This window comes from Erwinia sp. QL-Z3, assembly GCF_004551645.1.
In the GTDB taxonomy this organism is placed as follows: Bacteria; Pseudomonadota; Gammaproteobacteria; order Enterobacterales; family Enterobacteriaceae; genus Erwinia; species Erwinia billingiae.
Genome location: NZ_CP037950.1, coordinates 4,684,643 through 4,698,844, shown reverse-complemented (window position 1 = coordinate 4,698,844; position 14,202 = coordinate 4,684,643). Strand labels below are relative to the sequence as shown.

The window sequence follows — 14,202 nt, the reverse complement described above, 5'->3', positions numbered from 1 at the left end:
GGGCGATGGTTGAGGTCATCGCGCCGCAGAGTGTGCTTAGATCTTGCAGGCACCGCTTTCGCAGCCGTCATCCTGAATGGATGGCACCAGATCTTCCTGCGTGTCTTCCGCACCGTCACGGGTGTTCTGGTAGTACAGCGTTTTCACGCCGAACTTATAGGCGGTCAGCAGATCTTTCAGCAGCTGCTTCATCGGCACGCGGCCATTCGCGAAGCGCGTTGGATCGTAGTTGGTGTTAGACGAGATCGCCTGGTCGATAAACTTCTGCATCAGTCCAACCAGCTGCAGGTAACCGTCGTTGTTCGGCATGTCCCACAGCAGCTCGTAGCTGTCCTTCAGGCGCTCGTACTCTGGCACCACCTGACGCAGGATCCCGTCTTTCGACGCTTTAATGCTGATATGACCGCGCGGTGGCTCAATGCCGTTGGTGGCGTTAGAAATCTGCGAAGAGGTTTCAGACGGCATCAGGGCAGACAGCGTGGAGTTACGCAGGCCGTGGGTCTTGATCTGCTCGCGCAGGCCGTCCCAGTCCAGGTGCAGCGGCTCGCTGCTGATCGCATCCAGGTCTTTCTTATAGGTGTCGATAGGCATGATGCCCTGCGCATAGGTGGTTTCGTTGAACCACGGGCAGGCACCTTGCTCTTTCGCCAGCTCGTTTGACGCTTTCAGCAGGTAGAACTGAATGGCTTCAAAGGTGCGGTGCGTCAGGTCATTGGCGCTGCCATCGGAATAACGCACGCCATGCTTGGCCAGGTAGTATGCATAGTTGATCACGCCAATACCCAGCGTACGACGGCCCATTGCGCCGCGTTGCGCCGCAGGAATTGGGTAATCCTGATAATCCAGCAGGGCATCCAGCGCACGGACCGCAAGGGTCGCCAGCTCTTCCAGATCGTCCAGGCTGTTAATCGCACCCAGGTTGAAGGCAGACAGCGTACAAAGCGCGATCTCGCCGTTTTCGTCGTTCACGTCCAGCAGCGGCTTGGTTGGCAGAGCAATTTCAAGGCACAGGTTCGACTGGCGAACCGGGGCGATGGCCGGGTCAAACGGGCTGTGGGTGTTGCAGTGATCGACGTTCTGAATATAGATACGGCCGGTCGAAGCACGTTCCTGCATCATCAGTGAGAACAGGTCGACGGCCTTAACGCGCTGCTTGCGAATCGACGGCTCGTTTTCGTATTTGGTGTACAGGCGCTCGAACTCGTCCTGATCGGCGAAGAACGCGTCGTACAGGCCTGGTACGTCAGACGGGCTGAACAGCGTAATGTCGCCGCCTTTCAGCAGACGGGTGTACATCAGCTTGTTGATCTGTACGCCGTAGTCCATGTGACGAACGCGGTTTCCTTCCACGCCACGGTTGTTTTTCAACACCAGCAGGCTTTCCACTTCCAGGTGCCACATTGGGTAGAACAGCGTCGCTGCTCCGCCACGCACGCCGCCCTGAGAACAGGATTTCACCGCGGTCTGGAAGTGCTTGTAGAACGGAATACAGCCGGTGTGGAACGCTTCACCGCCACGGATCGGGCTGCCCAGCGCACGAATGCGGCCGGCGTTGATACCGATACCGGCACGCTGAGAAACGTATTTCACGATCGCGCTGGACGTGGCGTTGATGGAATCCAGGCTGTCGCCGCACTCGATCAGCACGCAAGAGCTGAACTGGCGGGTTGGGGTCCGCACGCCGGACATGATTGGCGTCGGCAGCGAAATTTTGAAGGTCGAGATCGCATCGTAGAAACGCTTGACGTAATCCAGACGGGTATCACGCGGATAGCCGGAGAACAGGCAGGCGGCGACCAGGATATACAGGAACTGGGCGCTTTCGTAGATGTCACCGCTGACGCGGTTCTGCACCAGGTATTTACCTTCCAGCTGCTTCACTGCCGCATAGGAGAAGTTCATGTCACGCCAGTGGTCGATAAAGCCGTCCATCTGCTCGAACTCTTCAGCGCTGTAGTCTTCCAGCAGGTGGCGATCGTATTTGCCCATATCGACCATACGCTTCACCTGATCGTACAGCTTCGGCGGTTCAAACTGGCCGTAAGCTTTTTTACGCAGGTGGAAGATCGCCAGGCGTGCAGCCATGTACTGGTAATCCGGCGCGTCACGGGAAATCAGGTCAGCAGCGGATTTGATAACGGTTTCGTGGATATCAGAGGTTCTGATCCCTTCGTAAAACTGGATATGCGAGCGGAGTTCTACTTGTGAGACGGAGACGTTTTGCAGACCTTCTGCAGCCCAGTCAAGCACGCGGTGGATTTTATCGAGGTTGATGCGTTCGGTACGGCCATCGCGTTTGGTGACAAGTAGGCTTTGATTCATGTCGCGTAATATCCTTGAAGGAGAAATCAAACATATCCCCCGTTTATACACAGAATGCTCTTATGTGAGTAACTCTGTGGATAAACACTATATATAGGGGGTAAACGAAGATTGAGTAACAATATGGTGAGTATTTTAGTCATTTATCACCACTCAACAAGGCTTGATTTTCGGAACAAATTACTGAACGGAGCCTGGCATATTTCCTAAGTCCACGTTTCTCAAGGGCCAGGGGCCATGTCAACAGTTTGAAGAAATTTTTAGAAATTTGATCAAGCGCGGGTTTCTTGCTCAGCGCCGAAAACCTGGCGTTTTTTTTGCGTACAAAAAGCCCTGAAGTGACGAAAAATCGCCGCTTCATAACCTTAGAAAAAAAACTTTCATGGCTAACCGGGGTTATCCTGCCGCTGCACCGGCAACGCTGTCCAAAAGGAAAACGATCTGACCTCAGCCTCAGGCTAAGAAATTCTTATGACAGGCAGATTAAGGAAGAAGGGAATTTTACTTAAGGATCAAATGCGCAGAGCAGTTTTACCGCATGCTCTGCGCGGGCCGTCGGCGAAGATTATTCGGCGACAGAGTGGGTGTGCACCATGTAGTTAACGTCAACGCCTGGCGCCAGCTTGAAGCTGTTCATCAGCGGATTGTAATGCAGACCAATCATATGACGTTCGCGCAATGGCGTTTCGTCGACCCAGTTCAACAGCTCGGCAGGGCGGATGAACTTCTTAATGTCATGCGTACCGCGCGGCACCATACGCAGCACGTACTCCGCGCCGATAATCGCCATCAGCCAGGATTTGCTGTTGCGGTTAAGGGTAGAGAAGAACACTTCGCCGCCGGGTTTCACCAGCTTCGCGCAGGCGTGAACCACTGAACGCGGATCCGGCACGTGCTCCAGCATCTCCATGCAGGTCACCACATCGTATTGACCGGCAAACTGTTCGGCGTGCTCTTCTACGGTCTGCTGCACGTAATCGACCTTCACACCGCTTTCCAGCGCGTGCAGGCGGGCGATTTCTAACGGTTCCGCGCCCATATCCAGCCCAACCACCTCAGCGCCTTCACGCGCCATGCTTTCGGCCAGAATGCCGCCGCCGCAGCCGACATCCAGCACTTTCTTGCCGAACAGGCCGTTGCTGTGCTGGGCAATATAGCCCAGACGCAGTGGGTTAATGCGATGCAGAGGCTTAAATTCGCCTTCCAGATCCCACCAACGGGAAGCCACTGCTTCAAATTTGGCAATTTCGTTATGATCCCCGTTAGCCGTGGTGGCGTTTTGTTCAGCCTTCATAGGTCCCTCACTCGCGAAAAGTTTGCGGGCAGTATATCTGTTTTCTTAGAGGAATGTGCACCGCCAGGCGTTCACGATGCCTGAGGCGCATTAAAGCAGCCAAAAAGACGCTTTCCATTCACCACCATGGCTAAAGGTGATATACTTTCGCACCTTTGAATCCGGGTATAACGTAGAGGGATAGCGGCTCCATGAGCGACCTAGCCAGAGAAATCACACCGGTCAATATTGAAGAAGAGTTAAAGAACTCTTACCTCGATTATGCCATGTCGGTCATCGTTGGCCGTGCATTGCCAGATGTTCGCGATGGTCTGAAACCAGTACACCGTCGTGTGCTCTACGCCATGAACGTGCTGGGCAATGACTGGAACAAACCTTATAAAAAGTCTGCCCGTGTTGTCGGCGACGTTATCGGTAAATATCACCCACATGGCGACAGCGCCGTGTATGACACCATCGTTCGTATGGCACAGCCGTTCTCGCTGCGCTATATGCTGGTGGATGGTCAGGGTAACTTCGGTTCCGTTGACGGCGACTCCGCCGCAGCAATGCGTTATACCGAAGTACGCATGTCAAAAATTGCCCACGAGCTGCTGGCGGATCTGGAAAAAGAGACCGTCGACTTTGTGCCGAACTATGACGGCACCGAGCAGATCCCGGCCGTTATGCCAACCCGCGTGCCTAACCTGCTGATCAACGGCGCGTCAGGTATCGCAGTGGGCATGGCAACCAACATTCCTCCACACAACCTGACTGAAGTTATCAGCGGCTGTCTGGCCTACATCGACGATGAGAACATCACCGTTGAAGGGCTGATGGAGCACATCCCAGGCCCGGACTTCCCAACTGCCGCCATCATCAATGGCCGCCGTGGGATTGAAGAAGCCTATCGCACCGGTCGCGGCAAGATCTATATCCGTGCCCGTGGCGAAGTCGAAACCGATGCGAAAACCGGTCGCGAAACAATCATCATTCACGAAATTCCTTACCAGGTGAACAAAGCGCGCCTGATTGAGAAAATCGCTGAACTGGTGAAAGAGAAGCGTCTGGAAGGCATCAGTGCCCTGCGTGATGAATCTGACAAAGACGGTATGCGTATCGTCGTGGAAGTGAAGCGTGATGCGGTTGGCGAGGTTGTGCTGAACAACCTGTACTCGCTGACCCAGCTGCAGACCTCTTTCGGTATCAATATGGTTGCCCTGCATCAGGGACAGCCAAAAATTATGCCGCTGAAAGATATTCTGGAAGCCTTCGTCCGTCACCGCCGCGAAGTGGTTACCCGTCGTACCATTTTTGAACTGCGTAAAGCGCGCGACCGTGCGCACATCCTGGAAGCGCTGGCGATTGCGCTGGCTAACCTGGATCCGATTATCGAACTGATCCGCCATGCGGCTAACCCGGCTGAAGCGAAAGCGGGCCTGGTGGCACGTCCATGGGCGTTGGGTAACGTTGCAGCCATGCTGGAGCGTGCGGGTGATAATGCTGCGCGTCCTGAATGGCTGGAAGACGAGTTCGGTATCCGTGACGGCGAATACTACCTGACCGAGCAGCAGGCTCAGGCGATCCTGGATCTGCGTCTGCAGAAACTGACCGGCCTTGAGCACGAAAAACTGCTGGATGAGTACAAAGAGCTGCTGGATCAAATCGCTGAACTGATCCGTATTCTGGAAAGCTCAGAGCGTCTGATGGAAGTGATCCGCGAAGAGCTTGAACTGATCCGCGATCAGTTCGGTGACAAGCGTCGCACGGAAATCACCGCCAATACTGCGGACATCAACATCGAAGACCTGATCAATCAGGAAGACGTTGTGGTGACCCTGTCTCATCAGGGCTACGTGAAGTATCAGCCTTTGACCGACTACGAAGCACAGCGTCGTGGTGGTAAAGGCAAGTCTGCCGCACGTATTAAAGAAGAAGACTTTATTGACCGCCTGCTGGTGGCCAACACCCATGACACCATCCTCTGCTTCTCAAGCCGGGGTCGCCTGTACTGGATGAAGGTTTATCAGTTGCCAGAAGCCAGCCGTGGCGCGCGTGGACGTCCAATCGTCAACCTGCTGCCGCTGGAAGCGAACGAACGTATCACCGCGATCCTGCCGGTACGTGAGTACGCGGAAGGCTGGAACATCTTTATGGCTACCGCCTGCGGTACCGTGAAGAAAACCGCACTGACCGAGTTCAGCCGTCCACGCAGCGCCGGTATCATTGCCGTCAACCTGCGTGACGAAGATGAACTGATCGGCGTGTCGCTGACCAACGGTGCTGACGAAGCCATGCTGTTCTCCGCAGCGGGCAAAGTGGTTCGCTTCGCAGAGACCGCGGTGCGCGCTATGGGCCGAACGGCTTCCGGCGTGCGTGGTATCAAGCTGGCCGAAAACGACCGCGTGGTATCGCTGATCGTTCCTCAGGAAGAGGGCGCGATCATGACCGTCACCCAGAACGGTTACGGTAAGCGTACCCGCACCAGCGAATACCCAACCAAGTCCCGTGCCACCCAGGGCGTTATCTCGATCAAAGTGACCGAGCGTAACGGACCGGTAATCGGTGCGGTACAGGTTGTCGACAGCGATCAGATCATGATGATCACCGATGCTGGCACGCTGGTTCGTACCCGCGTTTCTGAAGTGAGTGTGGTCGGACGTAACACCCAGGGTGTTATTCTGATCCGCACCGCCGAAGACGAAAACGTGGTCGGCCTGCAGCGCGTGGCTGAGCCTGTCGCTGAAGAAGAGCTGGACGGCATTGACGGCACCGCAGCAGAAGGGGATGAGGATATCGCCCCGGAAGTTGAGGTTGACGATGCAGCAGACGTCGACAATGAAGACGAAGCACCAGAAGGCGATGAGGACGAATAATCGTCATCGCGTTTAGTGCCTGAGGCCGGTTCTGTGAACCGGCCTTTTTTTATGCCTGCGACCGCCCGCCGCAACTGGCTTTTTTCCTGTTCTGACGGTACTGTAACGGGATCTGACTTCTCCTTAAGCCCCGTCGCCACTTATAGGTTTCGCTTGAAATATCTTGTCTCGTTCAGAACCACGTTAAGGATCTCCCGCTATCTGTTCAGGGCGCTGGCACTGATGCTCTGGACGCTGGGCGCGCTGCTGACCACCTTTTACATCATTAATGTGCTGCATGAGAAAGAGTCGCAGGTTCGTCAGGAGCTGAGCGCTAACTTTGAGCAGGCGCAGTGGTATGTGCGGCACTCTTCTGACGTCACGCGCGAGCTGAAATACATTGCGGAAAACCGGCTAAATTCGTCGGCCAACGGCATGGACGTGCTGAACGGGGTATTCCCAGGCAAAACCGCGCTACCGCAGTTTTATCCGCTGTACTCTGATTCCGACTGTAGCTCGATGAGCAACACCTGGCGCAGCTCGCTGGAATCGCTCAGCTACTTCCTGCACTACTGGAAAGAGAACTTTGCTTCCGCCTATGAGCTGAACCGGGTGTTCTTTGTTGGCGGCGAAAGCCTGTGTATGGCGGATTTTGGCGTCGGTAACTCCTCGGCAAACCGCGAACGGGCGTTGAAATCACTTCACGAGCGCATTCTCAAATACCGTAACGGTAATGAAGAGGAGCGCAAAAGCAGCATTGTGTGGATTGCCCCTTCATCGCAGCAGGGCGTCGGCTACTACTATTTAATTACCCCGATCTATGTGGCCAATAAAATGGCGGCACTGTTGGGCATCGAACAAACCATCCGTCTGGACGATTTCATTACCCCAGGCAGTTTCCCGGTCACCGCCACGCTGATTGATGCCAATAATCAGCGGCTGATGTCGACCTCGCGCACCGCGGGCAACGTCTCGCTGGACGATCTGCCGGATGACCACAGCTGGTTTGGCTACATCAACGGCTACAAACAGCTGGTGCTGAAGAAAACGCTGACGCCTTCCGAACTGTCGGTGGTCTATTCGGTCGAGACCGACGAGCTGGTCGCCAAGCTGAAAGTGTTGATTATCAACGCCATTCTGCTGAACGTCATCAGCGCCATTATCCTGTTTACCCTTGCCTGGCTGTTTGAACGCCGCATGTTTTTACCGGCCGAGGACAACGCGCACCGCCTGGAAGAGCACGAGCAGTTTAACCGCAAGATTGTCGCGTCGGCGCCGGTGGGGATCTGTATTCTGCGAACCAGTGACGGCACCAATATCCTCAGTAACGAACTGGCGCATAACTATCTCAGCATGTTGACCCAGGAAGATCGGCAGCGGCTGACCGAGATTATCTGTGGTCAGCAGGTTAACTTTGTCGACGTGCTGACCGGCAGCAATACCAACCTGCAAATCAGCTTTGTGCATTCACGTTACCGCAATGAGAACGTGGCGATCTGCGTGCTGGTGGACGTCAGCGCGCGCGTGAAGATGGAAGAGTCGCTGCAGGAAATGGCCCACGCCGCCGAGCAGGCCAGCCAGTCCAAGTCGATGTTCCTGGCCACGGTCAGCCATGAGCTGCGCACGCCGCTGTACGGCATCATCGGTAACCTCGATCTGTTGCAAACCAAATCCCTGCCGCAGGGCGTGGAGTCGCTGGTCACGGCGATGAACAACTCGTCCAGCCTGCTGTTGAAGATCATCAGCGATATCCTCGATTTCTCGAAAATCGAGTCCGAGCAGCTGCGCATTGAGCCACGGGAATTCTCCCCGCGCGAAGTGATCACCCATATCTCCTCCAACTATCTGGCGATGGTGGTCAAGAAGCGCCTGACGCTGTGGTGCTTTATTGACAGCGATGTGCCGGTCACGCTGGACGGCGATCCGCTGCGTCTGCAGCAGGTGATTTCCAACCTGCTCAACAACGCCATTAAATTTACCCATACCGGCGGCATTATCCTGCAGGTGTTTGTGAAGGACGGCTATCTGGCCTTCCGGGTGCGCGATACCGGCGTGGGCATCCCGGCAAAAGAGATCACCCGACTGTTCGATCCGTTCTTCCAGGTGGGCAACGGCGTGCAGCGTAACTTCCAGGGAACCGGCCTCGGCCTGGCGATCTGCGAAAAGCTGATCAATATGATGGACGGTGATATTGAGGTCGATTCTGAGCCGGGGATGGGCAGCCAGTTTGTGGTGCGCATTCCGCTGTATAACGCTCAGGTGATGACGCCGGTGCTGCACGACGGGTTGCAGGGCAAACAGTGCTGGCTGGAGCTGCGTAATGACGATCTGGCCGCGTTCCTCGAAAAGCTGCTGCGTGAGCACGGCATCACCGTGCAACGGTTGCAGGAGGGCTGCTGTGGCCCGGATGATGTGATCGTCACCGATTACGACTATCAGACGCAGCAAACGCTCCGGGCGGTGATCCGCTTTGACGGCAGCTATAACGGCGCGCCGCATGAGCAGGCTGCGGGTCGCTGGGTGTACGGCACCACCACGCCACATGAATTGCCGGCGCTGTTGGGCCGCATTTACCGGGTTGAAGTGGCGATGCCAGATGCGTTGCCAGGCGTGCCGGAAATCGAAGATAAGCGCGCCAGCAATGAAGATATCCTGATCCTGGTGGTCGATGACCATCCGATCAACCGGATGCTGCTGTCCGATCAGCTGGGATCGCTCGGCTACCGCGTGAAGACCGCGCAGGACGGCGGGGATGCGCTTAACGTTCTGAGCCGCAATGAGATTGATATTGTGCTGACCGACGTGAACATGCCGAATATGGACGGTTATCGTCTGACGCAGCGTTTGCGCCAGCTGGGGCTGACTTTCCCGGTGGTGGGCGTCACCGCCAATGCGCTGGCCGAAGAGAAGCAGCGCTGTATGGAGGCGGGCATGGATAACTGTCTGTCCAAGCCGGTGACCATGGATACCTTAAACACCTCGCTGGCGTTCTACGCGGAGCGGGTCAGGAAGGGCAGGGAATAACGCGGATTTTGGGCAATAAAAAAGGCGGACCGAAGTCCGCCTTTTTACTGTCTGTCACTTAGTCGCGCTCAACCGGCATGCTGCTGACGGAAGAGAGATAGTTCAGCAGTGCAATATCGTTTTCCACGCCCAGTTTCATCATGGCTGATTTCTTCTGGCTACTGATGGTTTTGATACTGCGGTTCAGCTTCTTGGCAATCTCGGTAACCAGGAAACCTTCTGCGAACAGGCGCAACACTTCGCTCTCTTTTGGAGACAGACGCTTGTCGCCGTAGCCACCCGCGCTGATTTTCTCCAGCAGTTTTGCCACGCTGTCCGGGGTGTACTTTTTGCCTTTCTGCAAAGCGGCCAGCGCTTTTGGCAGATCGGTAGGGGCACCCTGTTTCAGAACAATCCCTTCGATATCGAGGTCCAGAACGGCACTCAGAATCGCTGGATTGTTGTTCATGGTCAGAACGATGATAGATAAATCTGGATAATGACGCTTGATGTACTTAATCAGCGTAATGCCGTCGCCATATTTTTCGCCAGGCATCGACAGATCGGTGATTAAAACATTGGCATCCAGTTTGGACAGGCTATTGATCAATGCTGTGGAATCTTCGAACTCACCAACTACGTTGACCCATTCAATCTGTTCGAGAGACTTGCGAATACCGAACAGAACAATCGGATGGTCATCGGCAATAATTACGTTCAAGTTGTTCATTTTATTGGTTACCTTGCTGCAGCAGTATATTGACGTAGTGGTCAATGTCACTGGTGGTATTTTTAATGTTTGAATCGTCACACTCAGTAATGTGTTGTTCTAACGTTTCACAAAGCTGCTTGCCCGGTGTCAAATTGAGCATGGCAAACACGCCTTTCAGGCGATGCGCAGTCTGAGCAAGGGAACTCATGTCCCCTTCCGCCGCCTCATTATACAGTCTCTTCACATCATCTGGTACTGTATCAACGAACAGCTGGAAGTAACCGGGAGCAAAAAGTTGAGCCGTATCCTGCTCGTCACCCACGTCTTCGGTTAATTCATCCTGCGCCAGCTGTTGTTCAATCAGCTGGAGCAGGGCATCCTGCATCGCGCTGCTGATATTAAAATTGACCCGGTATTGATCGTGTGACAGTGCGCTAAACCCTGTTTCATCATCCGTGAGCAGTAACGACCATGGCGTCAAGCGTGCCGGATCGTCGGTGACCAGCACATCATGGTCCTGGCCCGAAAAGCGTTCATCAGGGGTAATGCAGCTTGCGCCCCAGTTTTCCAGTTGATGAACCACTATTTTTCTTACCTCATCTACCGTGATATCAATCAGGGTAGTTAAGCCTTCCAGCAACTTCTCTTCCTGATCGTGCTGCTGTTCCTGCGGGGCGTGGATCTGGATGCTGTAGCGGGTGCCGATATCGGGACGCGCCACAATTTCAAGATGCCCACCCAGCTGCTTACACAACTGTTTGCACAGGAAAAAGGCCAGCCCGGAAGCCTGGCCAAAACGATCCTGGCTGGTTTCGCCGAGGAACGGGAAATCGGTATTGCCCATCTCGTCAACCATCAGGCCCGCGCCGGTGTCGACAATTTCTATCGCCAGGCGATCGGGACGATCGGCAGGATGGCTGACCTCAATGCTGATGCGGCCCCAGCTGGTGCTGGTGATCGAATAATGCAGCAGGGTGGTCAGGATCTTATACAGCGCCCGACGGTCGCCATAGCGGCTCTCATCGCTGTTCAGCCGGTTGCTGACCACCAGATTCAGCCCTTTACGACGAATCGACGGCAGCGCTTCGGTCACCAACTCATCCAGCACGCTTTGCAGCGTGAATGAGCCGGAATCCGGCGCCCAGTCATGGGTTTCCAGCCGGTTAAGCAGCACGATATCGTCGACCAGCCGGCTTAAGGCCTGCGACTCTTCCAGCGTATCGCGCAGATCTTCCGCCGGATGCGCCTCGCTGATTTCCAGCAGATGGGCGATAACTTTATCCAGCGGGCGGTTCAGCGCATGCCCCAGATTTTGCAGCAGCTGCTGGCGCGTCTGATGGTTTTTATCCAGAACCTGCTGCGCTTTTTGCAGCTTCTTGTTGACCAGCAGTTCGCGATCCTGATCGCGCATCATAAACAGCTGCGTATTCGGCGACAGCACGCTGCGGGCGTGGCGGATTTCGTAAACTTCGTTATTGACGGTGGCCTGCAGCACGCCCTGATGCTGATCGGACATGTTGATGATTTTCTGCAGATTCAGGTGTGGCAGCAGATGTTCGGCAATTTTGTTGCTGATGATGGTGCGGTTATTGGCAAAATCATACACCAGCAGGCCGACGGGCAGGCTGCCGACAATCTCTTCGTTTAAGATGCGCAGGGAATCCAGCTCGGCGCTTTGGTTTTCGCTGGGGCGCAAAGACTGCTGGCGCAGCAGGAACAGGCCGGCAAGGGACAGCAGCAGCAGTCCGAGGTTGGCCAGCAGCGGCCACATCAGATTATGCAGCGTGTCGACCAGCAGACCGAGCAACGGCACGCGATAAACCAGCTGCAACGGCGTGCTGGTCAGCGAAGCGGCAATCTCGATATTGGGATTGGCGAGCGTCACGCTGGTGCTGTGGGTGGCATCATCCGCATCGCCACTGTCCGGGGTGCTGGCCGCGTCCTGCTTCAGCTGGAAATACTCCAGCGGCATATTCACCGGGATCAGGTCATTAATCGGCAGATCGAACGCCACCACGGTTGCCAGATGCCCCGGCTGATTAAAGGTGGTGCGTACCGTAAAGTAGTGATCGTTCTGCCAGGTGAAGCGGCGCAACGGTGAGAAGCTTTCACGTTCGTCCAGCGCATTGGCCTGCTGCAACATCTCCGCGCGGCGCGCATCAACAATATTGCTGATGGCACTCTCTTTATAACGCGTGGCCATATCTTTCAACGGCAGGGTGGAGACGAGGATCAGGCTGTTGTCCTGGCCGTTGAGGAAATACATCGACCAGGTGCTGTTTTCCGCGCCCCACAGCGTATCCAGATAGGTGGACATGCGCTGGGTCATATCCAGCGTGCTGCTGTCGTGTGAACCGAAGATTAACGCTTCGGTTTTACGGCGGGTCTTTTCAAGATAGTAGACGTCCGGGCGCAGGCGGGTTTCCTGCAGACTGTTCGGTGGTGAACCGGCGGCATTGGCGGCCAGGTTCTCATAAATCTGCCAGGTGGCGAAGCGATAGGTATCGATGCGTTTTTGCATCGCATGGGCAATATCCGCCATCGCATAGCGTTTATCGGTCAGCCAGGCATTGACCGCGTTGTGGATCATAAATCCCGACGCTAATAACAGCACCAAAATAAACATCACAAAAAAGCGCGTGACGTTTCCTGATGTAAGTGGAAATTTGTATGGCAGCATAGCGTAGCGTGATACCCCAGTTAACGTGTAATCAGCCGGGCACTTGCGGCCACGGCTAACAGCAATATGGCAATGGCGCTAAATGCCGTCGCCAGGCTGTACCACTGTGAGATAAATCCGATCAGTGCCGGACCTGCCAGAATACCTGCATAACCAATGGTTGTCATGGAAGATATCGCCAGATTTACCGGCATGGTTTTCTGGTTACCGGCGGCGCTGAACATAATCGGCACGGCGTTCGATGCCCCGAAGCCCACCAACAAAAATCCGGCCAGCGTAACCAGCGTGTTGGGGACAAATACCGCCAGCAGCAGGCCCACTGACGCGCATAATGTGCCGCAGAAAAGCGTCAGAAAACGGCCAACATAATTCACGATGCGATCGCCCGTCAGGCGGCCAATGGTCATCGCCACCGAGAACAGCGCATAGCCCAGGCCCGCCTGCGAATGGGGCAGGTCACGCGTCTGGGTGAGGAACAGCGCGCCCCAGTCCAGTATGGCGCCTTCGGTCAGAAACAGAATAAAGCACAGGATACCGAGGAACAGCACCCAGCCATGCGGCATAACGAACAGCGGCGCATCATCCTGATGGAGACGACCGCTGAGTAAATGGCGCTGGCACAGCAACCACAGCACCACGATCAGCGCCGCGATAACGCCAACCGCCAGCAGAGGCGTCAACCCCAGCGCCAGTCCGGCACTGACCAGGCCCGCGCCGGCGATACCGCCGACGCTGAAGAAGCCATGGAAGCCGGACATCATGGCTTTGCCAGAGGCCTTCTCAACCTCAACCGCCTGAATATTCATCGCCACATCGACCAGGCCAATCGAGGCACCAAATGCCATCAATGCCAGCCCCAGCCCCACCGGCGTTCCGAGGGTCGCTAACAGCGGCAACACCAGCAGAATAAACAGGCAGGCGATGGCCATCACGCGCTTACAGCCAAACCGTCCCACCAGCATGCCGGTCAGCGGCATGGCAATCAGTGAACCCAACCCAAGGAACAGCAGCAAGGTCCCTAACGCTCCGTCGCTGAGCAGAGCACGATCCTTGGCATAAGGCACCAGCGGTGCCCAGGCGGACATGCCGATACCGGCAATAAAGAAAATGGTGCGCGTTGCGTGTTGCGTTGTCACTGCGCTGGCAAGGGCCGGTCGAGCATCCAGTGTCGTCATAATGTCCGTTAAAAATCTGCCACGATTAGCGCTACTTTTTACCACAAATAGCAACATTAAAGAAGATTCCCGCCAGCCAGAGCCGAAAACGTTGCGGCAGGCAGGCCGGATTTATAAGGGCCTTCAGGTTAATAACAGGGAAAAACAGAGCTGTTAATCAGATTTGTCGGCTAAATGCCAAT

General features: G+C 55.3%; 7 protein-coding genes. 2 read left to right on the top strand and 5 right to left on the bottom strand.

What is annotated here, in order from left to right; all coding sequences use genetic code 11:
- Positions 1-36: 36 nt before the first annotated feature.
- Both nrdA and ubiG read right to left on the bottom strand, forming a co-directional pair.
- Positions 37-2,322 carry a class 1a ribonucleoside-diphosphate reductase subunit alpha gene (gene nrdA, locus E2F51_RS22390; protein ID WP_013203059.1) on the bottom strand — a complete coding sequence of 762 codons (2,286 nt, stop codon included), beginning with the start codon at positions 2,320-2,322 and terminating at the stop codon, positions 37-39.
- Between the two features lie 565 nt (positions 2,323-2,887).
- Entirely contained in the window at positions 2,888-3,616 is a 729-nt protein-coding gene (gene ubiG, locus E2F51_RS22385; RefSeq protein WP_134824608.1) for a bifunctional 2-polyprenyl-6-hydroxyphenol methylase/3-demethylubiquinol 3-O-methyltransferase UbiG, read from the bottom strand.
- Between the two features lie 191 nt (positions 3,617-3,807).
- Here ubiG and gyrA point away from each other — a divergent pair, with 191 nt between their 5' ends.
- Both gyrA and rcsC read left to right on the top strand, forming a co-directional pair.
- Positions 3,808-6,471, top strand: a complete 2,664-nt coding sequence (gene gyrA / locus E2F51_RS22380; RefSeq protein ID WP_105760636.1) for a DNA topoisomerase (ATP-hydrolyzing) subunit A — start codon at positions 3,808-3,810, stop codon at positions 6,469-6,471.
- Positions 6,472-6,624: 153 nt separating this feature from the next.
- The gene (rcsC, locus tag E2F51_RS22375; RefSeq protein WP_134824607.1) at positions 6,625-9,474 is read left to right on the top strand and encodes a two-component system sensor histidine kinase RcsC; all 2,850 of its coding nucleotides are present in this window, start codon (positions 6,625-6,627) and stop codon (positions 9,472-9,474) included.
- 58 nt (positions 9,475-9,532) lie between these two features.
- Here rcsC and rcsB read toward each other — a convergent pair whose 3' ends face one another.
- The 3 genes from rcsB to E2F51_RS22360 are packed head-to-tail and all read right to left on the bottom strand — an operon-like array spanning position 9,533 to position 14,020.
- Entirely contained in the window at positions 9,533-10,183 is a 651-nt protein-coding gene (rcsB, locus tag E2F51_RS22370; RefSeq protein WP_013203054.1) for a response regulator transcription factor RcsB, read from the bottom strand.
- Between the two features lies 1 nt (position 10,184).
- A complete protein-coding gene (rcsD, locus tag E2F51_RS22365) occupies positions 10,185-12,845 on the bottom strand; it encodes a phosphotransferase RcsD (RefSeq protein WP_013203053.1) in 2,661 nt (886 codons plus the stop codon).
- Between the two features lie 20 nt (positions 12,846-12,865).
- Positions 12,866-14,020: an MFS transporter gene (locus tag E2F51_RS22360; RefSeq protein WP_134824606.1), complete on the bottom strand. Its 1,155-nt coding sequence runs from the start codon at positions 14,018-14,020 to the stop codon at positions 12,866-12,868.
- Positions 14,021-14,202: the final 182 nt, after the last annotated feature.

Excerpts from the sequence above, each read along its gene's own strand:
- rcsD (WP_013203053.1), bottom strand. The coding sequence starts at position 12,845 with ATGCTGCCATACAAATTTCCACTTACATCAGGAAACGTCACGCGCTTT.
- rcsB (WP_013203054.1), bottom strand. The coding sequence starts at position 10,183 with ATGAACAACTTGAACGTAATTATTGCCGATGACCATCCGATTGTTCTG.
- nrdA (WP_013203059.1), bottom strand. The coding sequence starts at position 2,322 with ATGAATCAAAGCCTACTTGTCACCAAACGCGATGGCCGTACCGAACGC.
- gyrA (WP_105760636.1), top strand. The coding sequence starts at position 3,808 with ATGAGCGACCTAGCCAGAGAAATCACACCGGTCAATATTGAAGAAGAG.
- E2F51_RS22360 (WP_134824606.1), bottom strand. The coding sequence starts at position 14,020 with ATGACGACACTGGATGCTCGACCGGCCCTTGCCAGCGCAGTGACAACG.
- ubiG (WP_134824608.1), bottom strand. The coding sequence starts at position 3,616 with ATGAAGGCTGAACAAAACGCCACCACGGCTAACGGGGATCATAACGAA.